This is a genomic window from Lactococcus sp. SK2-659 (genome assembly GCF_020218185.2).
GTDB classification, from domain to species: Bacteria; Bacillota; Bacilli; order Lactobacillales; family Streptococcaceae; genus Lactococcus; species Lactococcus lactis.
This window is the reverse complement of record NZ_JAIWQZ020000001.1, coordinates 390,490-413,063: the sequence shown is the minus strand read 5'-3', so window position 1 is coordinate 413,063 and position 22,574 is coordinate 390,490. Positions and strand designations below refer to the sequence as shown.

Annotated in this window: 24 protein-coding genes; 2 read left to right on the top strand and 22 right to left on the bottom strand. The window is 34.9% G+C overall.

Features of this window, described 5'->3' with window-relative positions; genetic code table 11:
• Window positions 1-10 precede the first annotated feature (10 nt).
• Entirely contained in the window at window positions 11-718 is a 708-nt protein-coding gene (locus LDP15_RS01990) for a hypothetical protein (RefSeq protein ID WP_015426713.1), read from the bottom strand.
• A gap of 116 nt (window positions 719-834) precedes the next feature.
• Window positions 835-1,770 (bottom strand): dihydroorotate oxidase, encoded by a 936-nt coding sequence (locus tag LDP15_RS01985; RefSeq protein ID WP_015426714.1) that lies wholly within the window; start codon window positions 1,768-1,770, stop codon window positions 835-837.
• A 140-nt stretch (window positions 1,771-1,910) separates the two neighbouring features.
• Here LDP15_RS01985 and msrA point away from each other — a divergent pair, with 140 nt between their 5' ends.
• Window positions 1,911-2,462, top strand: a complete 552-nt coding sequence (gene msrA / locus LDP15_RS01980) for a peptide-methionine (S)-S-oxide reductase MsrA (RefSeq protein ID WP_015426715.1) — start codon at window positions 1,911-1,913, stop codon at window positions 2,460-2,462.
• Between the two features lie 9 nt (window positions 2,463-2,471).
• Here the strand turns inward: msrA and LDP15_RS01975 are convergent, their stop codons facing one another.
• The 20 genes from LDP15_RS01975 to LDP15_RS01880 all read right to left on the bottom strand — a co-directional run bounded on the left by LDP15_RS01975 (window position 2,472) and on the right by LDP15_RS01880 (window position 21,077).
• Window positions 2,472-3,446, bottom strand: a complete 975-nt coding sequence (locus LDP15_RS01975; RefSeq protein WP_015426716.1) for a Gfo/Idh/MocA family protein — start codon at window positions 3,444-3,446, stop codon at window positions 2,472-2,474.
• A 25-nt stretch (window positions 3,447-3,471) separates the two neighbouring features.
• A complete protein-coding gene (locus LDP15_RS01970) occupies window positions 3,472-3,654 on the bottom strand; it encodes a hypothetical protein (protein ID WP_015426717.1) in 183 nt (60 codons plus the stop codon).
• Between the two features lie 6 nt (window positions 3,655-3,660).
• On the bottom strand, window positions 3,661-5,532 hold the full coding sequence (locus tag LDP15_RS01965; RefSeq protein WP_015426718.1) for an ABC-F family ATP-binding cassette domain-containing protein: 1,872 nt from the start codon (window positions 5,530-5,532) through the stop codon (window positions 3,661-3,663).
• A gap of 103 nt (window positions 5,533-5,635) precedes the next feature.
• Window positions 5,636-6,595, bottom strand: coding sequence for a LysR family transcriptional regulator (locus LDP15_RS01960; RefSeq protein WP_015426719.1), 960 nt, complete (start codon window positions 6,593-6,595; stop codon window positions 5,636-5,638).
• Window positions 6,596-6,692: 97 nt separating this feature from the next.
• Window positions 6,693-7,769: an iron-containing alcohol dehydrogenase family protein gene (locus LDP15_RS01955; protein WP_015426720.1), complete on the bottom strand. Its 1,077-nt coding sequence runs from the start codon at window positions 7,767-7,769 to the stop codon at window positions 6,693-6,695.
• A 103-nt stretch (window positions 7,770-7,872) separates the two neighbouring features.
• Window positions 7,873-8,409 (bottom strand): hypothetical protein, encoded by a 537-nt coding sequence (locus LDP15_RS01950; RefSeq protein ID WP_015426721.1) that lies wholly within the window; start codon window positions 8,407-8,409, stop codon window positions 7,873-7,875.
• A gap of 114 nt (window positions 8,410-8,523) precedes the next feature.
• Window positions 8,524-9,948, bottom strand: coding sequence for a C69 family dipeptidase (locus LDP15_RS01945; RefSeq protein ID WP_003130696.1), 1,425 nt, complete (start codon window positions 9,946-9,948; stop codon window positions 8,524-8,526).
• A 115-nt stretch (window positions 9,949-10,063) separates the two neighbouring features.
• Window positions 10,064-11,260, bottom strand: a complete 1,197-nt coding sequence (locus LDP15_RS01940) for a CCA tRNA nucleotidyltransferase (protein ID WP_015426722.1) — start codon at window positions 11,258-11,260, stop codon at window positions 10,064-10,066.
• 209 nt (window positions 11,261-11,469) lie between these two features.
• Entirely contained in the window at window positions 11,470-12,006 is a 537-nt protein-coding gene (locus LDP15_RS01935; protein ID WP_015426723.1) for a GNAT family N-acetyltransferase, read from the bottom strand.
• Window positions 12,007-12,054: 48 nt separating this feature from the next.
• Complete coding sequence (dapB, locus tag LDP15_RS01930; protein WP_015426724.1) at window positions 12,055-12,837, bottom strand: 4-hydroxy-tetrahydrodipicolinate reductase; 783 nt, start codon at window positions 12,835-12,837, stop codon at window positions 12,055-12,057.
• Window positions 12,838-12,937: 100 nt separating this feature from the next.
• Window positions 12,938-13,783, bottom strand: coding sequence for a DegV family protein (locus tag LDP15_RS01925; protein WP_015426725.1), 846 nt, complete (start codon window positions 13,781-13,783; stop codon window positions 12,938-12,940).
• A gap of 17 nt (window positions 13,784-13,800) precedes the next feature.
• Complete coding sequence (locus LDP15_RS01920; protein WP_015426726.1) at window positions 13,801-14,193, bottom strand: DUF1149 family protein; 393 nt, start codon at window positions 14,191-14,193, stop codon at window positions 13,801-13,803.
• Between the two features lie 125 nt (window positions 14,194-14,318).
• On the bottom strand, window positions 14,319-15,062 hold the full coding sequence (trmD, locus tag LDP15_RS01915) for a tRNA (guanosine(37)-N1)-methyltransferase TrmD (protein ID WP_015426727.1): 744 nt from the start codon (window positions 15,060-15,062) through the stop codon (window positions 14,319-14,321).
• Between the two features lie 4 nt (window positions 15,063-15,066).
• Window positions 15,067-15,582, bottom strand: a complete 516-nt coding sequence (gene rimM / locus LDP15_RS01910; RefSeq protein ID WP_012898171.1) for a ribosome maturation factor RimM — start codon at window positions 15,580-15,582, stop codon at window positions 15,067-15,069.
• A gap of 172 nt (window positions 15,583-15,754) precedes the next feature.
• On the bottom strand, window positions 15,755-16,609 hold the full coding sequence (locus LDP15_RS01905; RefSeq protein WP_042230474.1) for an alpha/beta hydrolase: 855 nt from the start codon (window positions 16,607-16,609) through the stop codon (window positions 15,755-15,757).
• Between the two features lie 113 nt (window positions 16,610-16,722).
• On the bottom strand, window positions 16,723-17,667 hold the full coding sequence (gene hemH / locus LDP15_RS01900; protein WP_015426729.1) for a ferrochelatase: 945 nt from the start codon (window positions 17,665-17,667) through the stop codon (window positions 16,723-16,725).
• 261 nt (window positions 17,668-17,928) lie between these two features.
• Window positions 17,929-18,168: a KH domain-containing protein gene (locus tag LDP15_RS01895; protein WP_003130710.1), complete on the bottom strand. Its 240-nt coding sequence runs from the start codon at window positions 18,166-18,168 to the stop codon at window positions 17,929-17,931.
• Between the two features lie 95 nt (window positions 18,169-18,263).
• A complete protein-coding gene (rpsP, locus tag LDP15_RS01890; protein WP_003130711.1) occupies window positions 18,264-18,536 on the bottom strand; it encodes a 30S ribosomal protein S16 in 273 nt (90 codons plus the stop codon).
• A gap of 88 nt (window positions 18,537-18,624) precedes the next feature.
• Window positions 18,625-19,857 (bottom strand): hydroxymethylglutaryl-CoA reductase, degradative, encoded by a 1,233-nt coding sequence (locus LDP15_RS01885; protein ID WP_015426730.1) that lies wholly within the window; start codon window positions 19,855-19,857, stop codon window positions 18,625-18,627.
• 80 nt (window positions 19,858-19,937) lie between these two features.
• On the bottom strand, window positions 19,938-21,077 hold the full coding sequence (locus LDP15_RS01880) for a thiolase family protein (RefSeq protein ID WP_010906036.1): 1,140 nt from the start codon (window positions 21,075-21,077) through the stop codon (window positions 19,938-19,940).
• A 307-nt stretch (window positions 21,078-21,384) separates the two neighbouring features.
• Between LDP15_RS01880 and LDP15_RS01875 the strand changes: the two genes are divergently transcribed.
• Window positions 21,385-22,539, top strand: a complete 1,155-nt coding sequence (locus LDP15_RS01875) for a hydroxymethylglutaryl-CoA synthase (RefSeq protein ID WP_015426731.1) — start codon at window positions 21,385-21,387, stop codon at window positions 22,537-22,539.
• Window positions 22,540-22,574: the final 35 nt, after the last annotated feature.

The window sequence follows — 22,574 nt, the reverse complement described above, 5'->3', positions numbered from 1 at the left end:
GATTTTTAAATTATCGTTTTTTGGTCAAATTCATATTTGGATAGTTTTTGAGAATTCTGCGCAAATTATAATGTTTTAATTTTAGAGGTTTATTTTTAAGTAATTCTAATACTTTTATCCGATTTGCTGCTGTTTCATGGTTTGTAAAGAGATGTTTAAGACGAAATTCTTTGATTGCTGCATTTTCTTTGTCAGAATCATCAATCATAGCCAAGACTTCTTTTTTGGTTGAAATCGTAAAAATAAATGTTGAAACAAGGTCAGCCAGAAAGATAATTAATATCAAAATCACACCCCAACTGTGGGTTAATTCATTAAAATCATGAATCCAATTTTGAACAGGTGGATTAACTAATTTAATTAAGATAATACAACCTACACCCCAAAATAATGAAACGGGAACAGCTACTCTTCCTTCAATATTGAAAGGGAGGGTTGAGTAGTCCCATAACTTCATATTAAAGAATTTCTCTAAAATCCAACTTCCAATGAATTCAACGACTGTCACAATCACAATCGTATTAAGATAAAGACTGAATAAATTTCCGGTATCTGGAACTAAAAGTAAGACGGCAGAGACGCCAAAACCATAAACAGGGCAATAAGGGCCTAATAAAAAACCTCTAAAAACAAAATGCCGGTCTTTAAATGAGCAATAAAAGGTCTCCCATATCCAACCAATAAAAGAATAAACGATAAAAGTCATAAAAATTTCCATATATTTCTCCTTGTTTGTTTAATCTTTTACATTATATCATCTCTTTTAGTAATTTTTAAATTTCATTTATAAGATAAGAAAAAAGCTGTTTAAATTCAGCTTTTTATGATAATTTTTTATAATGATTTTAATTTTCCATGGAAATCAGCAATTGATTGATAGCCTTTTTTATCCATAATTTCTTCTAATTCTTTAATAATTCTATCAAAGATTGCAGGGCCTTCTTTGTGTAAAGCTGTACCAATTTGAAGCATTGTAGCTCCACATAAGAGGTGTTCAAAGGCATCTTGTCCTGTTTCAATACCACCTGTTCCAATGATTTGAATTTCAGGTTTGAGTCGAGTATAGAAAGCACGAACATTTGCAAGCGCTGTTGGTTTGATGTATGCTCCACCAATTCCACCAAAACCGTCTTTAGGCTTAATAACTACGCTTTCTGCTTCTGAATCAATAAAAAGTCCATTCCCAATACTATTGACTGAGTTAACATAAGTCAACGGAAATTGATTGAGGATTTCTGCCATGATATCAAAATGAACGAGGTCAAAATAAGGAGGAAGTTTTACACCTAAAGGCTTTGTGAAGAAGGTAAAAACTTCTTTTAGGAGTTTTTCAGTGGCTTCAAAATCATAAGCAAGCTGTGGTTTCCCAGGGACATTTGGACAAGAAAGGTTCAATTCTGTAATTCCTGAAAAATTACTTTCTTGAATTTTCTTAAGCATAGCGATATTTTCGGCTGCGCTCATACCAGCAATGGAAAAGAAGATTGGCGCTTCTTGAACCTTTTCTTTTTGATTTTTTAAAACATAATCTAAGTAGTAATCAAAACCTAGGTTAGGCAGACCCATAGAATTAATTGAGCCTAATTCTAAGTCAACATAACGTGGGAGTGGATTACCTTCTCTTTTTTCTAATGTAGAACTTTTGGTGATATAGGCCCCTGCTTGAGAGGCTTTTAATTCTTCTAAATCCTCAGTTGTCATACAATGGACTCCTGAAGCGTTCATGAATGGATTAGCGAATTCCGCATTTGCAAAAGTTGTTTTTAGCATTAAAAAATCGTTCCCCTTTTCTATTTTTAACTATTCTATCACAAAAAAGGCAAATTCAAAATTTTTAAAGTTCGAGTCAAATGATGAGGTGGCATTTTTTTCACATGATATAATTAAATTAGAGCAAATGGAGGTGTAAAATGAGTACAGAACGAGCTATTTTTGCTGGTGGTTGTTTTTGGTGTATGGTTGAACCTTTTGAAGAACGTCCAGGTATTTTGGCTGTAACTAGTGGTTATACTGGTGGACATATCGAATACCCTACTTATGACCAAGTCCTCTCAAAAGCTTCTGGCCATACGGAAGCAGTTGAAATTTTATTTGATAATGATTTGATTTCTTATGATGAACTATTAGATATTTATTGGTCATTGATTGACCCCACTGATGCTGACGGACAAATTTATGACCGAGGTGCAAATTATCGTCCAGTGATTTTTGTTGAAAGTGAAGAACAAAAAATTGCTGCTCAAAAAAGTAAAATTGCCTTAGAGAAATCTGGAATTTGGGATAAACCAATTGTTGTTCCGATTGAAGAGGCAAAAACTTTTTGGCCAGCCGAAGAATATCATCAACAATATTATAAAAAAGATCCTAAACGTTACCAAGCGATGCACAAAGCACGTGAACGTTATTTAGCCTTACAACGTTTTAAAGGGAAATTTAAATTTTTAAGAAAAAACACTAGATAACTAGTGTTTTTATTTTATATTTGGCCAATCTTTACCAAACCATTCTTGGTATAGGTCTTCCACAATTTCGACTGTCGTCATCGTCATTTCTGGGGAAAGTTTTTCACTTTTTTTCTTGCCCTTATTGATTAGTTCAGCAATTTCATCAATCTCATAGCTGAATTCACTTGGCATTGGATGAGAAAATTCTTCAACCGTTCCATCATTTTTAATAAGACTGGCTTGGTTTGATTTCCAATAATTTGGAACTGAAATTTCTCCTTTTTCACCGTAAATGATAAATGTATTTGGTTTATCTAAGCGCGTGCTAAGTGAAATATTAATCATAATTTCTGCTTTTTTTAAGAGAATTTCGTAATCTAAATCTGCTTTATTTTCTTCAGAAGACCAATAAATTCCTTTTGCTGCATCAAAACCTGTTCCAAATAAGAATTGTAAGACAGAGAGTGGATAGCTGGCATGCATGATAAAAGCGCCGCCGCCTTCTTTTAAGTCTAAGGCCCAGCTCTCCCGGTTGGTATGGGGTCTGAAATCATTTATTGCAAGACGAGATATTTTACCAATTTCATTGTTATCAAGCCATTTTTTGATTTGGGCCATCACAGGTAGGAAAACAGATTTTTGAGCTTCCATCAAAAAAAGATTTTTTTCATTTGCTATCTTGAATAATTCCTGACTTTCTTCAAGAGTCAAGGTAAATGGTTTTTCAAGAAGTACATTTTTACCTGCTTCTAAAGCCATTTTTGCTTGAGGATAATGTTGTTTATTGATGAGTGGAATATAGATTAAATCAATTTCTGCTGCATTTACTAAGCTTGCATAATCATCATAAACTTGTGGAATTTCTAATTCCAAAGCGGCTTTTTGTGCTTTTTCTTTATCTCTGGCGGCAATCCCAATAACTTCAGCTTGACCACTCTCTTTTACACCTGCTACAAATCTTGGAACAATTTTAGCGGCACCCATAATTCCGATTTTTAACATTTGACTTCCTCTTTCGTCTCTGGGTTTAAATACCAATAATCACGGTATCTACGGTTTCAACTCCTTCAGTGGTAACACGGACTCTGGCCAGATTTTCTACTGTATTAACATCAAAAAAGCGGTCACCACTGATATCGTTTTGAATGATTTTTACAGTTGCTTCTGCCGGAAATTTTTGTAAGGTTTCAATAAGTTCTTGCGTTGTCATAATGTTTTAGTCGGCCCTTTCTGATAGATATTCCCAACGTTCATATTTTTCTTCAAGTTCTTTTGTTTTGTTGTCTAATTCTTTTTGTAAGTTCAGTAGGAGTTCTGTATTTGAACCATTTTCATTCATTTCTGTGTCAATCTCAGAAATTCGCTCTTCGATTTCAGCAATTTGACTTTCAATGGTTTCCCATTCTTTCTTTTCCATATAGGTCAGTTTCGTTTTGTCAGTATTTTCAGTTTTGTCAGTACTTATTGGACTTTCAATTTTACTGACAGCTTTGTCAGCAGATTTTTCTTCCGTTTTGACAGCTAAATAGTCACTGTAAGCACCAAAATAATGATTAATTTGCCCATCTTCAAATGCAAGTAATTCGTTGCTCACTTTATCTTGGAAATAGCGGTCATGAGAAACTGTCAAAACAGCACCCGGAAAAGAGCCTAGGAAATTTTCAAGTACAGTTAAGGTTGCAATATCCAAGTCATTGGTTGGTTCGTCAAGCAAAAGCACATTGGGTTGTAATAATAAAATTTTAAGTAAATAGAGTCGTTTTTTCTCACCACCTGAAAGTTTAGAAATCAGCGTTCCATGACTACTTCTTGGGAATAGAAACTGCTCTAATAAATTAACAATTGAGATATTTTCACCACTGCTGTTATGTGCAGCAGATGCAACTTCTTCAAGAAAGTTAATCATGCGTTTATTTTCATCAAGTCCTCGAATTTCTTGACTGAAATAACCAATTTTTACTGTTTCACCAATTTCCAAAATCCCGTCAGTTAATGCTAGCTCACCATCAATGATATTGAGTAAGGTCGATTTTCCGACACCATTATCACCAACAATCCCCAAGCGCGAATGCCCTTGAACGATTAATTCAAAATCTTTAAAAATTGGTCGGTCAGGATAAGAAAAAGCGGCATTTTTAAAATTAATTACTTTTTTCCCTAAGCGACTGCTCGCAATGTTGAGTTCTAAATCTCCTAGATTTTTACTAGTTTTCATAGAATCTTTAAGGTCTTCAAAGCGGTCAATCCGTGCTTGTTGTTTTGTAGCACGCGCTTGAGGTGATTTACGAATCCAAGTTAATTCAGATTGATAAAGTTGTTTTGCCTTGTGACTTGCTGCGGCTTCTCTTTCTTCATCTTCAGCTTTTTTTGCAAGATAATCTTGATAATTTCCTTGGTATTCTTTAAGACCCGCATCTTCAAGTTCAAAAATTCGTGTTGCAACACTATCTAAGAAATAGCGGTCGTGCGTGACAAAAAGAACGGTTCTTCGAGAATTTTTTAGATAATTTTGCAACCAAGCGATGGTTTCAACATCGAGGTGGTTGGTTGGTTCATCAAGTAATAATAAATCGGAATCATTGACTAAAGCTTGAGCCAATTGAACCCGTCTTTTTTGTCCACCTGAAAGGCTTTCGATTAGAGTGGCGGGGTCAGGAAGTTGAAGTTTAGTCAAAATTGTTTTGACATCTGCTTCTACTTGCCAAGCATTCAGAGCATCCATTTCTGATTGGGCACGTTCTAACTTAGCTAAATTTTCATAATCTAAAAGGGCTGCTTCGTAATTTTTAATTGCTCGCATTTGCGGAAGCGAATCATCTAAGACGGTGTCTAAAATTGTAGCTTTTGGATTAAAATCAGGTTCCTGAGTAAGGTATGTAATTTTATAATTTTGTGGATGATCAAAGGGCGTGCGGTCTCCATCAAATCCTGAAAGTCCTGAAATAACATTTAGGAGCGTTGTTTTACCCGTACCATTAACTCCCAAAAGACCAATTCGGTCAAGATCATGAATGATAAAATTGATTTTGTTGAAAACCGTTTTTTCTCCAACTGATTTACTTAAATTTTGTGCGATGAAGTCTGCCATTTTTCGTCCTAATTTCTCTTATATTACCTTTGATTATACCACAAAAAAGCCTGTCAGTAATGACGGCTTTAATTTTTTACTGATAAAAAAGCTGGATAGTAAACTACTTATTTCTGTCAGTATTTTTTTTACCTTCACGAACATCAAAAGGATGTACAATTTTTTCCAATTCTTTTAAATAAAGTTCAGCCTGATTGGTCAATTGAAGTTCACTTAGTGAGATCCAACCAATCTCAATATTATCTTCCACTGCTAAGGGAATGGCTACAATATTGTCACCATTCAAGTCTTGACTGACAATTCCAGTTGAAATTGTATATCCATTTAATCCAATCATCAAATTGAAAATGGTGGCTCGGTCTCCTACTTTAATGTCTTTTTTAGCATAAACCGTAGATAAAATTTCTTCTGAAAAATAGAAAGAATTGTGTTCTCCTTGTTCATAGGATAGGCGGGGAAATTCTTCTAAATCTTCTAATGTTACAAATTTTTTATGAGCTAAAGGATTTGTTGAACTGACAAAGATATGCGGCTCCGCCAAGAAAAGCGGATGAAAAGTTAATCGATTTTCTTTTAAAATCTTATCCATAACATTTGCATTGTATGAATTTTTATAAAGAATTCCTAACTCACTGCGCAGTGACTTTACATCTTCAATAATTTCATAAGTTCTAGCTTCTCGCAGAGTATATTCGTATTCTCCAATCCCCTGACTTTCTGTTTTTTTGACCATATTGACAAAGGCATTCACCGCAAAAGCATAATGCTGGGTCGAAATCGCACAAAGTTTTCGAGAGGGCTTTCGGTCCAACCACCGTGTTTCCAATAAATCAGATTGTTCTACAACTTGTCGTGCATATCCCAAAAACTCTGCACCATCTGCTGTCAGCGAAATTCCTTTACTTGACCGTTGAAAAAGCGACAAATCAACTTCCGCTTCAATATCTTTAATCGCCTTCGACAAAGAAGGTTGTGTAATAAAAAGAATTTCAGCAGCTTGATTAATTGAACCCACTCTGGCTACTTCAATAAAATATTTGAGTTGTTGTAAACTTATCGTCATTCCTTTTTCCTTATTTCATTTTTGACCTTGAAACTTTGATTCTATTTTTCAAAATTTCTGTCAGTAACTTTTAGATTCAATGACAGAATGTCAAACCTTATTTTTTGCTGACAAGAGCTTCTAAGGCTTTGATGGCACTTATGATTTTTTCGTCAGTAACTTTTGAATCAATCAAACGATAAGATTCTACAGGACTGGCTGCAAATTTTGCTACTGCTTGCAATTTTTCCAAATCAAATGGCAAATTAATTTCTGCTAGAGAAGCAGGTAAATGATTTTCCTTATAAAATGGCAAGAGTTTTTCAATTTCTGAAGTGTCTCCCGTATAAGCCAATTGTACCAAGACTCCATAAGCGACTTTTGAGCCATGTAAAATAGGATGTGTCTCTGAGCAAAGTGATAGACCATTATGAAGCGCATGAGCTCCTGACATCCGTCCATAAGTCCCAGCAAAACCTCCAACTGTTCCTGAAAGTTCAATGATTGTATCAACAATTCGCCCAAAAGCTGGCGTCACTTTCTGTTCAGCCAAATCATTAAGTGCTGCTTTAGAATCAGCAAATAATATTTTAAAAATTTCCTTTGCACTCGCAAATCCCAAACGAACTGAGGCTGAAAGTTCTTCCTGTGAAACCTGACGAACGATTCCTTCCATTTCATACCATTTGGCGAGTGTATCTCCGATTCCAGCAACAAAATAATCATGAGGTGTTGCCAATAAAAAATCATAATCAACTAAAGTTAAATAGCTCACTTTATTTAAATAACCCACTTTATCAAAAGTATGGTCAGGGTGGTAAAGAGCTGCAACCGGTGTGTAAGGAGCACAATTAGAAACCAAGGTCGGAATAATAATTAACTCACAGTTTAGCTCCTGGGCTACAACTTTACAAGTATCAATTAAACGCCCTCCGCCAATTGCAAGAAGGCCATCGGATTGACCAATTTCTTTGGCCAGTTTTTTCCCATTTTCGACAGAGGCCGAGCCATCATAATGAAAAACAGGATAACTTAAGTCTTTAGGATAAAAATCTTGAAAAACCTGAAAAGATTTTTCCCCAGTAATTATCGCAAGTTTATTAAAAGGCGCAAGATAGCTTTCTAAATCTTGCAAAATTCCTTGACCACTCACATATCTATTGGCTCCGGGACGTACTTCTTCTGAGATATTCATAATTTTCCTCCTAATTAAGTAATTATTAGAATATTCTATCACTTAAGATTCAAAAAAACAACATTTAACTGAATAAATGTTGTTTTTATTGTAAAATCCAATTTTAAGCACTATAATTCAACGTTTTGATGACATTCCCCTTATCATCAGTCAAATCAACTTGCAATTTAGGTTGAGCAACCCCAGCTTTTTTCATTGAATCTAACACCTTATCCGCTACTTCTTCAACTTGGTCACCACTTGCTAATAAAAGGGCGCCAACGGTTGCTTTATTGAGTTTAGAGGATTCCAAGGTGTAAGTCACTTTAGAGCCAGTGCTCGTTGCTTTTGCTGAACTTATCATTCCTTGCGATTGACTCTTAATTACATCTGCATTTTCATTTAATTTTGTGGCAATAGCTGATGGTGTTGCCGATCCCATTTGACTCACTGCATCAGTCACACTATCTGAGCCTTCTGAGCTTCCTGAGCTTGGTAAAAATTTAGCAGCAATATTATCCGTTTGACTTGAAATGACTTGCCGACCAATCATGACTACTCCAAAAATAATTAAAGCAAAAAATATAACAATGGATAATAAAATCACAAAAATTTTACCTCCTCGGTCTTTTCTCACTTTTTTACTTTTTCTAGAATTCATTTCTTTCCCTTTTCTATTTTTGAGACTTATTTAGTATTATACCATTTTGTACTTTAAAGAAAACTAAAAAAAGTAGCTTTTCAACTACTTTTTTACAATTATTTTTAAACTAAATTAGTCATTAAAATCAAAACGCAATTTCATATTAGCTGAACCAAGAACGACCATACGTCCCAAAAGTTCCGTTTGTGCTTTAAACGCCGCCTCTGCTAATTTTTCATTTGCCTGAGTCAAATAAGCAATTTTATCTTCAGCTGTTTCAAAATTCTTATCTGTTTCATTTTGAATTTCATGGAATTTTGCCATGGTATTTAATTCAAAAGTATTTCGTAAATCAACAAATAAATCATAATTAGAATCACCAAGAACAGCTGTTGTTGCGCTCAACCAGTACATATTTGTTGGGTCATATTCTCCCTTAGCATCACGATAAGAAGCTGGCGTATCATTAATTGCAGTGTAGAATGGTACAACATGATTGAAAGTGTTTGCTCCAAAAGCAAGCCATTGAACTCCTGCTAATTCATCAGGAACATTATTTCTAACTTGCAAAATATGAACACTATGATTACGATTTATTCCGATTGGACGGAAAAGTTTTCTTTCTTCTGGACTATTTGTGCTACCGTAAGGATCATATTTTGTATTTTCAAAATGACTTGATAAAACAAATTTAACATCTTCAACAGTAATTTTTCGACTAGCTTCACAAATGAATGGAAGTTCTTGATTTTGTGGATCTTCAGATGGATTTCCTAAGAAGTTTTGACCATACCAAGTTCGTGGATTATTATAAACAGAATCTTTGATTGAAGATGAACCAAAGATATGACGCAAATTATAATGACTTTCATAGCCTTCAAAATCAGGATTTAAATGATTTGCATCAATTAATTGTTTCAAATCACTTGAACACATATAATCATCATTATCAAATTTGAATTCATCAATATTCATTCGATTTGGCGCTACAACATAAGAATCATCAGGAATACGAACTGCTGCCCAATGATGACCACCGATTGTTTCTAACCACCAAACTTCTTCTTTGTCAGCAAAAGCAATCCCGTTTGGCTCATAAGTTCCATAAGTCTTAAGTAATTGACCCAGACGCTCAACTCCCTCGCGAGCACTTTTAATGTATGGCAAAACAAGTGTTACAAGGTCTTCTTCACCCATCCCATTTTCCACATAAGGGTCAAGACCCAAGATTCTTGGATTAGTAGTAATTGTTTCTGTTGCAGACATCGCAACATTAGCACTATTAATCCCAGCCGCTGGCCAAATCCCTTCTTTTAAAACTGCATTTGGCGTTGAAGTATAACGTAATGGGTTTTCAGGTAAATCTAATTCTAAATCAGATAAAACAGCTTTATAATGACGAGGTTGTTCTTCAGGTTGAATCACAATAAAGCGTTGTGGATCCAAAGCTTCGTGTCCATCATCATTACGAGCAATCATGGTTGAACCATCAATTGATGCTTTTCTTCCCACAAGAACTGTTGTACATGAGCCTTTACGGCGATTTTCAATTTTCATTTATTTCTCCTTTATAATCTATAGAATACATTACTTAGAAACCAAGAAATTGTATTTATAATAAATACTAAATTTCAATTGGTTATTTGCCAAAATTTCTGTCAGTAAAATTTAATCAGAGCATTTTTTTAACTTCTGCAAAAATAGCAGCCTGCTCATTTTTCAATTCATTTTTGACAATTTTTTCTTCAATAATTTTTAAAATTTTACCAAGTTCTGGACCAGGTTCAAGCGAAAATTCTTCCATTAAATCTTTTCCAGCAATGACAATCTCTGATTTATCATGAATTTGAAGTTGGTTATTAATAGTGACAGCTTGTTCTCTATCAATCTTCAAACCATAAGCCACTTTCAATTCATCAACCAAAAGCACTTTTTCTAAACCAAAATGATAAAGACTCATCAAATCCCAAGAGTCAAGTTCATAAGCTGATACAAGGTCTGCTACAAATTTTGCAAATTCATTGGACACTTTCCATTTTCGCAAAAATGTTTTCACATCAACATTGGAAAATCTAGTCAGTAAAGCTGCCCATGCTTGCTCAGAATTCTGAAAATGGAAATCTACTGACAAGTCTGTCAGTACTTTTTTCAAGGCCGAATCTTGCAAATCTGGTAAATATTTATAAGCCCCTGATTTAAGCAGTAAGGTCAAACCATTTCGCCAATCCTGACCTAACAACAACTTATCAAATTCAATAAAAATTCGTTCAACTGAGATTTTTTCCAGTAAGTGAGCCGACTCACACATGGCTAAGAAAGTATTATTTTCAATTTGAAAGTCTAAAGTTGCTGCGAATCGCATGGCCCGCATAATCCGTAAAGCATCTTCATTAAAACGTTCCAAAGCGCTACCAACCGCTGTTAGCCTGCGTTCCTTCAAATCCGTCAGTCCAGCAAACAAATCAATAATTTGCCCGTTAACATCACAAGCAAAAGCATTGACCGTGAAGTCACGACGTTTTAAATCCTCTCGTAAATCTCTGACAAAATCCACATGATCTGGCCGTCTGTAATCTGTATATTTTGATTCTGTCCGAAAAGTAGTAATTTCATAATGTTCAGCTTCTGATTTTCCCGCTAAAACAAGTACTGTTCCATGTTCGATTCCCACATCAATGGTATAAGGAAAAATATCTTTAATTTCCTCTGGATATGCACTTGTTGCAATATCCACATCGTGAATCTCTCGCCCAAGCAATATATCACGTACAGAACCTCCCACAAAATAAGCTTCAAACCCATGCTCGATTATTTTTTCTAAAACCGGCTTGGCCTGTACAAACTCCTCGGGTAATTTTTCTAATTTCATATCTATTATTTTATCATTTTTTAAACAAAAACGGGGCATAGCCCCATTGTACACCTTAAAATTTTACTGACAGAAAGTTTATACAGACCTGTCAGCACTTTTAGCTCTCATCAATTTCTGTTTCTTAAGCTTTGCCCTGTATCATTCACCTGTGAATTTGTCTTGACGCTCTGCCAGATTAACCCTAGCAATCCATCAGTAATTTTATCCTATTGTTCTTCTAAATTAATCCAGTAACGACAAATTTCATCACCATCAATATCTACAATATTTTCCAAAATACCCGCATTTGCTTCAATACTTTTACGACTCGCCAAATTCTCTTTGTCAGCAGAAATCATTACCTGAGAAATCTTACGTTTCCGATATTTAGGAAGAACAAATCTAACCATTTCTTCAGCAAAATGATGCCCTCTAAAATCAGGAGCCACACCATAACCAATATGACCACCCCATTCTAACAAAATTCCTTTTTCGATTTGCCAACGACAAGAAATTTCACCAACGATTTGCCCATTAATAAAAGCAAAATATTTAGTTGCTGTTGACCAATCGGGATTTTCAGCAAAAGTTTCTTCTCTATGAGTTTTTTCCACATAGTCCGAAAAATTTTCCAAAGAAAGCTCGGCATAAGCTTTAACAGCATCGATTTTAAAAGGACTTGTATCTGTTGCCCAATTGGCAATATAAACCATAAAAGCTTCTGCATCACTTAATTCTAATCTACGAATCTCTAATTCACTCATAAAATCCCCCTCTAATCATCCGGTCACAGTCTATTTCGTCAGTAAATATTATAAATCCAAAAAATGTTCCAAACCATATTTTAACTCAGACACCGTCATTACCTTACGAATTCCCAAAGCAATACCAGTCATGAAACTTGAACGATCATAAGAATCATGACGTAAAGTCAGCCCTTCACCTTTTGAACCAAAAATAACCTCTTGATGAGCCACCAAACCAGGTAAACGAACCGAATGGATTCTCATTCCTTCAAGATCGGCACCACGAGCACCAGCTAAAGTTTCCTTTTCATCCACTGCCCCTTGATGATGAGCCAGACGTTCCTCAGACATCAATTCTGCTGTCTTCACAGCAGTTCCAGAAGGAGCATCTTTTTTCCCATCATGGTGCAATTCAATAATTTCTACATCTGGGAAATATTTGACAGCCTGCTTAGAAAATTGCATCAATAAAACCGCACCCAAGGCAAAATTTGGTGCAATAAGACCACCCAATTCTTTTTCTCTAGAAACCTTAATTAAATCTGCCACTTCATCATCGGTAAAACCAGTCGTTCCAACCACTGGTCTAAAGCCATTTTCTAAAGCAAAACGAGTGTTCTCATAAGCCGCTTCAGGAGCCGTTAAATCTAGCCAAGTATCAGCATCAAATCCAATCAAATCCTCTTTTCGACCAAAAACAGGAACTCCAAACGCTTCTGAGACTTCTTCTTTCTTTCCTAATAAAGCCACAAGTTCAAAATTTTGAGCATTAAGAATCATTTGTACCGCAGTAGCTCCCATTTTCCCACGAAATCCAGCAACAATCACTTTAATTTTATTCAATTTCATCCCCCATTCATTTATAAAGAAATTAGTATTTTATAGAAGTAGCTATTATTTTTATTATTCAGAATATTTATTTTTAGATAAAAACACGTAAAAACGTGCTTTATTTTTTTGGTGAAATACCGTAAGCCACTGTATTCAAGCCCAAATGAGTTGCGATAACAGGCCCAAAAGTGACGATTTCCACATCATCAAAACCTTGAGATAATGCATAATCATATAATTCTTGTGCCCGATCTTCAGCTCTAGTATGAATAACATAAACTTTGTATGCCAAAGGATCTTTGGCATCTTTTAACAAAAGTTCCTTCATCCGGCTCATCGTTTTTTTCACAGTCCGAACTTTTTCAAAAACTTCAACCTTACCTTCAGTACTAAAAGTTAGCACAGGCTTAATATTCAATAAAGTCCCAAGCACAGCCGCACCATTAGACAGACGTCCACCTTTTGCTAACCAATGCAAATCATCGACAAGCATATAGGCACGGTCACCGTCTCTTTGTTCTTCAAACTTTGCGATAATTTCTTCAAATTCGACATCAGCTTCTGCCAAATCCAATACTGTTTCCACCATATAGCCCAACGGACTTGAGGTAATAAAAGTTTCAGGAAATACTACTTTCATTTGCTCATATTCACTTTGTAAGTAAAAAATATTTTGGTAAAATCCAGAAATTGCTGCTGGCAAAAACAGACCTAAAACATGAGTATACCCTTGTTTTTCTAAGTCTTTTAAAAGTCTATCAAGTTCAGCAACTCTAGGTTGCGAAGTTTTAGGTACTTCTTGGGCCTCCGCCATAAGATCGTACCATTCTTCATGAGAAATTTTTTGCAAATCATAATCCACTCCATCAATGGAAATTGGAATATCTAAGACAAAAAGATTTTCGTAAGTTTTATATTTTTCAGCAAAATCTGCCGAAGAGTCAGTAATAACAGCTAATTTCATAAATTCTATTCTATTAATTAAAATTCCAAGTTTATTCCAGGCTGGTCTAAGGCAACCTCTGTTGTTTCATAGACCAAGCGTTTAAGAAGTTCAAACAAAGGCGCCGCAAGTTGGGCTAATTCCTCTTGTTCAAGTTCTTCTTGTTCCTTAATAATTTGTCCACGTACATAGTTCAATTGACTCACAAAACCAGAAAGTACAATATTATCTAGTACAATCAAGTAAGTCAAAACAGCGTGAATACCAGTGTCACCTTCACCAAGTTTTTCAAGTTGTTCTTTGGGAACAAGTTGAAATTGAACATTTAGATTAGTCTCAGGTGTTCCATTTTCTTTTTCCCATTCATAATTACGAGCATCATAATGAAATTGGTTAACAAATTCTTGTTCTCGTTCGATCGTTAAAGCCATTTTAAAATCCCCTATTTTTTTATTATAAATTTAGTTATATCCAGATATGAACAATAAGAACAAAGATTTCATCATCCAAATTTAAAGGATATTCCCCAATATTCAACTAAAATCTTAACACTACTTCATTCTACCACATCTTGAACATTTTCACGCAATAATTGTAGCATTTTTAACTCTTCTTCATTAGCTTGATATTTATCCAATAAATCTGGACGGCGTTCTAAGGTTTTTCTCAAAGATTCTTTTAACCGCCATTTACGAATATTTTCATGATGACCACTCATTAATACCTCAGGAACCTTCATCCCTCTAAAATCTTCTGGGCGAGTATATTGCGGATATTCTAAAAGTCCACTAGAAAAAGAATCATCTTCATGGCTAGCCACTTTTCCTAAAACACCCGGAATTAAACGCACAACCGCATCAACCATCACCGTTGCTGCAACTTCTCCACCAGTTAAAACAAAATCTCCCAATGAAATTTCATCCGTCACCAATGTTTTAATACGTTCGTCGTAGCCTTCATAATGTCCACAAATAAAAATTAATTGCTCTTCTTGAGATAATTCTTCGGCCATTTTTTGGTCAAATTTTTTCCCAGCTGGGTCTAAAAGAATAACACGCGCAGGTTTTTCAGACTTCTGAGGTATTTTATCCATTGTGTCAAAGATTGGCTGTGGCATTAATAACATCCCTTGACCACCACCATAAGGCATATCATCAACATGACGTTGTTTATTCGTTGCATTTTCTCGAAAATCATGTGTATGTAGCTCCAAAATACCTTTATCTTGAGCTTTACCTACGATTGACTGATTAAGTGGGCCAAACATTTCCGGAAAGATACTTAAAATATCAATTCTCATATTTCTAGTCATCCAATCCTTCCATAATAGATACGTCCACTCGGTGTTGACTCACATCTACATTTAAGATAACTGGCGGAATATAAGGCAATAATAAATCACGTTTTCCTTTACGTTTAACAACCCAAACATCATTAGCCCCTGGTTGAAGTATTTCAGAAATTTGACCAATTAGGACATCATTTTCATAAACATCACTGCCAATGATTTCATGATAGTAAAATTCGCCATCATCTAAATCCTCTTGGTTTTCTTCTGCAATTTTGACAATATATCCTTTATACTTTTCAACGTCATTAATATGATAAAATCCTTCAAATTTAACGACATAAAAATTCTTTTGTGGGCGACCAGACTTCACCTTTAAATCTTGAATATAATTATCCTTATCATCGAAAAGTGCCAAAACTGAACCTTTTGAGAAGCGTTCTTGAGCAAAATCTGTCGATGGCATCACGCGAACCTCTCCTTGAAGTCCTTGTGTGTTAACAATTGTTCCTACCTTGTAAAATTTTTCCATTCTACAATTATACCATACCTAATAAGTCCTGATTTAAATAAAACTATTTTTTAAGTCTATTATTCAAGGAAAGCTATCTTTTCCTTGAATGAAAAAAATTCCCCCTTAGTTTAATTAATAAAAGAGCCAATCAAATTGAATGACTCTTTTTTTATATTTATTTTGATACTAATTAAAAATTTTCTTTTAGAAAAAAATCTTTAGTTCTTTCAATAAAATTCTCTGCCTCTGTATCTAAATGGAGTGCATGGTAACCATCTGCAATCTCTATTAATTCTAAGTTTTTCCCAGCATTGTTTGCAAATGAACGAATGGCCACGGGCGAACAAATCTGATCTGACTCACCACAGAATAATAAAGTTGGTATTTTCAAATTTCCAGCCTGACTTTGTGCAAAACGCCCCGCTTCCATAATCTGTGAAAAGAGTCGCAAAGAAAGAAGTTCGTGGTAGATTCCATCTTTAGTTACTAAATCTACTAAATCATTTCGGTGAGAAATTGCTTCAACTTTTAAACCTGTACGAACTCGAATTTTTGGACTTATTTTTCCTAAAAAACCTGCCAGTCTTTGAAGCGGCACGGCTGGTGGATTTGTCAGCGCTAGCCAAGGAGATTCAATTACTGCTTTTTGGTAAAGTTTTTGATTTTCAATATTTCTCAGAAGAACATTGAGTGAAATATTTCCACCCATGCTATGTCCAAACAGATAAACCGGAAGTTTTGGATACTTTTTACCAATTATCTTCCTCACTTCTAAGGCATCACTAATTAGGCTCTCGTAAGCTCTAGCTCGTCCTTGAAGTTTTGGGTTAGCAGCTGCTAAAACGCCATGTCCTCTCTGATCGTGCATTAGGCAAATAAAACCAGCATTGACTAATTCATTAATTAAATAGAGATAATGACCAGTATATTCACCAAATCCATGAACTAATTGTACTACCGCTTTTGCTTTTTGGTCTGGCTCAAAAATTCCAAGGCGAATTCGGTAATGGTCTTTCATTGAAACAATTTCATACTGTTTTTTCATTGGATTTCCTTACTATTTTTAGCATATTATGAACCATTATAACAAATACTATTTCTCTTTAGTAATGTTATAAAATTTAAAGGCCAAAACTAATAAAATAATGATTATATTTCTCAGATTCTATTTTGGTCAACTACTTCACTTAATACTCTAGTAAAGTCTAAAGAGTCATTAAAAGGATGAACAAAATCAAATGTTTCTCCGCCATTTTCAACAAATACTTCTTTATTTTCAATTTCTAATTCAAATAAAGTTTCTAAACAATCTGCAACGAATGCTGGTGAACAGATCAATACTTTTTTAGCATTTTCTTTAGGAAGTTCAGCAACTCTATCAATAGTCGCAGGTTCTAACCATTTTTCAGGACCAAATTTTGATTGATAAGTATGCTCGTATTCTTCTTCCCTCAAGCCAAGTTTACTTACTACCAAACGTGTTGTTTCTTTACATTGCTCTTCATAAGCATCTTTTTTCTTGGTCACGTAGGACAAGGGAATTCCATGATAGCTAAGGACCAGTTTATCATAGTCATTTGCTTGCCACTTTTCTCTAATAGACTCTGCCAGTAAATCGCTATAAGATTCTACTTTGTGGAAATCTCTAATTACTTTTATCTTATCATCAATTTTTTTAACTTGTTGAATTACAGGTTCAACTGTTGTTAAAGAATATTGAGGGTAAAGTGGAAGAACAGTAATTTCGTCAACACCAGATTCTTTCATCTCAGCGATTACTTTATCAATGCGTGGCTCTCCGTAAGTCATGGCAAAACGAACATCAAAATCTTCGCGCATATCCTGTAGTTGTTTTGCTTGCGCTACTGTGTAAATCATCAAAGGGGAACCTTCATCTGTCCAGATTTGTTTATACATCTCTGCTGATTTTTGCGGTCTAACTTTTAAAATAATTCCATTTAAAATTGGCAACCAAAGCCATCTTGGTTTTTGTATAACAAGAGGGTCACCCAAAAATTCTTTTAAATAATCCCTCACATCATCTGCTTCACATGAGCGCGGAGTTCCCAAAGCTACTAATAAGATTCCTTTTTTCTTATCCATTATTCCACCTATATAAAAAATCAGTTTATTTATATTTATAACCGATTGTATCTACAATTGTTAATCAATATTTTTCATTCTAACATAATTTTTCATACAATTAAAGTGAATCTTAAAGAAGTCTTTGATTATTATTAGAAATATTCGTTTAATCTAAAAAACCTCACTCTTCCAACTCTTTTAATATTTAATTTACTTTAAAATAATTAAAAGCCGAATCAGTAACAAAAATAAAAGACCCACTAAGTGAGCCTCTAATTCTTATTGATCAACAAGAAGTCGAACTTTTTTCCCTTCTACAGGAACAAAGTAAACCACTGTGCGAATTGCTTGAATAATCCGACCTTGACGTCCGATAATTCGACCGATATCACCCTCTGCAACCTTAAGGTGATATTCCATAAATTCCTCACCCTCAATGAGTTCCAAAGAGACTTCATCTGGTTGAGTAACCAATGGTTTAACAATTGTTAAAACTAATTCTTTCACATCTTTTTGCATTTCTTACCTCTACTCTAACTTGAAAAATCTTCAAGTTCAATATATGTGATTTCTTTATTCACGAAAAGCTGCTAAAAAGCAGCTTATCTCAAAAATTATTTAGAAAGTTTTGATTCGTGGAATTTTTTCATAACGCCAGCTTTTGAAAGAAGGTTACGAACTGTATCTGAAGGTTGTGCTCCTTTGCTCAACCATTCCAATACGCGTTCTTCTTTAAGAGTTACTTGTTCTTCAGTTACAAGTGGGTTATAAGTCCCAACTGTTTCGATGAATTTACCATCACGTGGAGCACGTGAATCAGCAACATTGATACGGTAGAAAGGTTTTTTCTTAGAACCCATACGAGTCAAACGAATTTTTACAGACATTTTATATTTCCTATTTCTATTTTTATTATATTTAATATTATAGCAGACTAATTTCGGCCTGTCAAGAAAAAATCTTGACAGTTCTTTTTTAGTTTCTGAGACTATTTAATAAACGGCGAGCTACTTCTTGATTCATCACTTTTTCCTGCCGAAGTTGCTGACTTATGACTGCTATCTCATCTGCTTTTGCACCCACGGATAATGCCAAAGAGCGAGCCTGTAAGCTCATATGTCCTTTTTGAATTCCTTCTGAAACAAGTGCGCGCAAAGCTGCTAAATTTTGTGCTAAACCAACTGCGGCGATAACTTTGGCCAGTTCTCTAGCATCTGTGATTCCTAAAATTTCCATTGCCGCTTGTGCTTTAGGTAAGACTTTCACCCCACCACCAACGGTCGCCACAGGTAAAGGAATTTCTAACTCTCCAAATAACTTTTCGGCATGAACTTCCCATTTAGCCAAACCTTGATATGTCCCTTCTTCTGCTGCATAAGCATGAATTGCTGCTGAAATAGCTCGCGTATCATTTCCTGTCGCAAGAATTACAGCATTAATCCCATTCATAATTCCTTTATTGTGTGTGCTAGCACGGTAAGGGTCAATTTTTGAGTATTGTGAAGCAACTGCAATTTTTTGAGCAATTTCTAAACCATTTGATTTTTTTGAAAGAGCATCAACTGGAATTTCACAGCTCACCTTTACTAAAGATTCAGTTGCATAGTTTGAAAGGATGCTAAACAGAATTTTTTCCTCAGAAAACCAGCCACGAAAAAGTGCTGCTACACCTTCCAATATAGAATTAATAATATTGGCACCCATTGCATCTTTGACATCCACTTTGAAATCAACTGAAATAAATTTCTCACTTGAAAAAAGTCTGCTCGAAATTTCTCTCAAACCGCCCCCACGCTTAATAATTGAAGGATACGCAAGCTTAGCTTGTTCAAATATTTCATTTTTGCATTCAGATATTTTCTTAATAATTTCTTCTGGTTTCTTTACGTCATAAAATACAATTTGCCCACGCATTAACCGTTCATCTATTTTAGCCGTAAAACTTTCCGCTATTTTTGCTCCATTACTCGCAGCAGCTATAACTGATGGTTCTTCTGTAACCATCGGAACGATGTATTCTTTTCCATTAATGACAAAATTTTGAGCAAGTCCCATTGGCAATTCAAATTCGGAAATTTGATTTTCAATTAGATTGTTTAAAATATTTGTATCTAAAGCCATTTCACTCAAAACTTCCTGAGTATCTTCTGACAGATTCAATGAATCTAATCGCTCTTTGGGCGACATTTGATAAAATTTTTTTCTCATATTTTCCAAAAATGCCCAGATAAGCTGGGCAATTCCTCCATTAATTTCTTAAAAATTACTTGTTTAAACCACAATAATTTTTAAAGGTTAGGATTTTTTAAAAGAACAGCCAAACCTAGGCCTCCACCGATACAAAGACTAGCAATTCCATAGCGTTTTTGCTCACGTTTTAAGGCATAAGACAAAGTCGTGAGAATTTTAGAACCACTTGAACCGATAGCATGACCTAGTGCAATTGCACCACCATAAATGTTAACTTGTGATTCATTTAAACCAAGTTCACGATTGACAGCAAGGCTTGATGCTGCAAATGCTTCATTAATTTCAAACAGGTCAATATCTGAAAGTTCAAGCTCTGAACGATTAATTAATTTTTTGATAGCTTCAATTGGTGAAACTCCCATAATAGCAGGGTCAATTCCAACTTCTGTACTATCAACTAATTCTGCTAGGTACGGAATCCCATGTTTTTCAGCATAGTCTTTTGTTGCAAGAATGACAGCTGAAGCTCCATCATTAACAGGAGAAGAATTACCTGCTGTCACAGTTCCATTTTCTTTGAAAGCTGTCCTTAAAGTGGCTAATTTTTCTAAACTAGAAGAAGGACGTGGTGTTTCGTCGACTCCGACTTCTCCAATCGCAACAATCTCTTCTTTAAAAATTCCAGCTTGACTTGCAGCGACCGCTTTTTCTTGAGAGTTTTGTGCAAAAGCGTCTTGGTCTGCTCGACTTATATCAAATTGCTCAGCAATAGTTTCACCAATAATTCCCATAGAAATTCCTGAGAAGGCATCAACTAAGCCATCATTTAACATACTTAATGTTTCTTCTTGAGTTTTTCGATTCTTTATAATTGGGGCATTAGACATAGATTCTGTCCCACCAGCGATTACAACTTCTGCTTCACCAAGCTGTAAAAGTTGTTTGGCTAAAATCACTGCTTTCATTCCTGAACCACAAACTTCGTTGATTGTTGAAGCCGGCACTGTATTAGATAAACCACTATGAATCGCAATTTGACGTGCTATATTTTGACCATTACCAGCTTGAAGAACATTTCCAAAAATAACTTGTTCAACATCTGATTTTATATTTTCATGTTTTGACAATAAGTTTGAAACAACATGTGTTCCAAGTTCTGCTGCTGAATATTCAGCAAGAGCACCGTCGTATCTTCCAACTGGTGTTCTTAAGGCGTCAATGATTACAATTTCTTTCACGAATGAACCTCCGAAAGCCATTATAGCATATTTTAAACTACTTTTGTCAAAGTCTCTTTACATTAAATTAATAAACAATATCTAATCAATGACTCTATTCAAGCATTTTTTGTACTATTTAAAATACATACCATTTACTTAATTCCTTTTTTTATTAATTAAACAAAAAATTAAATGTGTGTATTTTATAGAAAGAAAACATCTTAGCAAAGAATTTAACGTATTTTTATGATAAAATTAAAGCATTCCAAAGACATTGAAAGGAGTTCCTTTCTTTTATAATAATAAGTGAGGAAATTTTTAAAATATGAGAGTCGGTATAGATAAACTTGGATTTTTTGTCCCAAATACTTTTGTTGATATGAGGGATTTAGCAAATGCTCGTAATGTTGACCCTGCAAAATTCCAAATTGGTATTGGGCAAGATGAAATGGCAGTCAATCCTGCTACTCAAGATATTATTACTTTTGCTGCTAACGCGGCAGCAAGTATTTTGACTGAGGAAGATAAAAAAGCCATTGACATGGTCATCGTTGGTACTGAATCAAGTCTTGATGAATCAAAGGCCTCAGCCGTTGTTGTTCACGATTTGCTTGGCATTCAACCTTTTGCTCGAAGCATTGAAATGAAAGAGGCTTGTTATGCAACTACTGCTGGCCTTGCTCTTGCTCGCGACCATGTTCTTTTGAATCCTGATACTAAAGTTTTAGTTATTGCTTCTGATATTGCCAAATATGGGCTAAATACTGGTGGAGAACCTACTCAGGGAGCTGGAAGTGTTGCAATGCTTATCACGGCCAATCCTAAAATTTTGGCCTTAAATAATGATAACGTTGCTTTAACTCAAGACATCTATGATTTTTGGCGTCCTTTTGGTCAGGCTTATCCTTCTGTTGATGGTAAGTTTTCAAACGAAACATATATCGATGCTTTTGCTAAAATCTGGAAAGAGTATAGCCATAGAACAAATTTAAAGTTTGAAGACTTTACAGCTATCGCTTTTCATACCCCTTATACTAAAATGGGTAAAAAAGCCTTATTGCCAATGCTTGAATCAGAAAAGCCAGCCAATGCTGAAGAATTAATGGAACAATTTGAACATGGTATCGTTTATAATCGTCGTGTGGGTAATCTATATACCGGTTCTCTCTATTTGAGTTTGATTTCACTTTTGGAAAACTCTGATAAATTGAGTGCTGGTCAGCGTATTGGACTTTTTAGTTATGGTTCTGGTACTGTTGCTGAATTTTTCTCTGGTGAACTTATTGAAGGTTACGAAAATCATTTACTTAAAATCGAGCATCAATCAATGTTGGATGCAAGAACACGTCTATCAATTCCTGAATACGAAAACATGTTCAATCAATATTTAGATTTGAATCATAATATTTCTTTCAATGATGAGACGGATTACTCCGTTTCAGAAGTCGTTGATAATCACCGTAAGTATAAAAAAAGATAAAAAAATACTGACAGAATTTCTGTCAGTAAATAAAA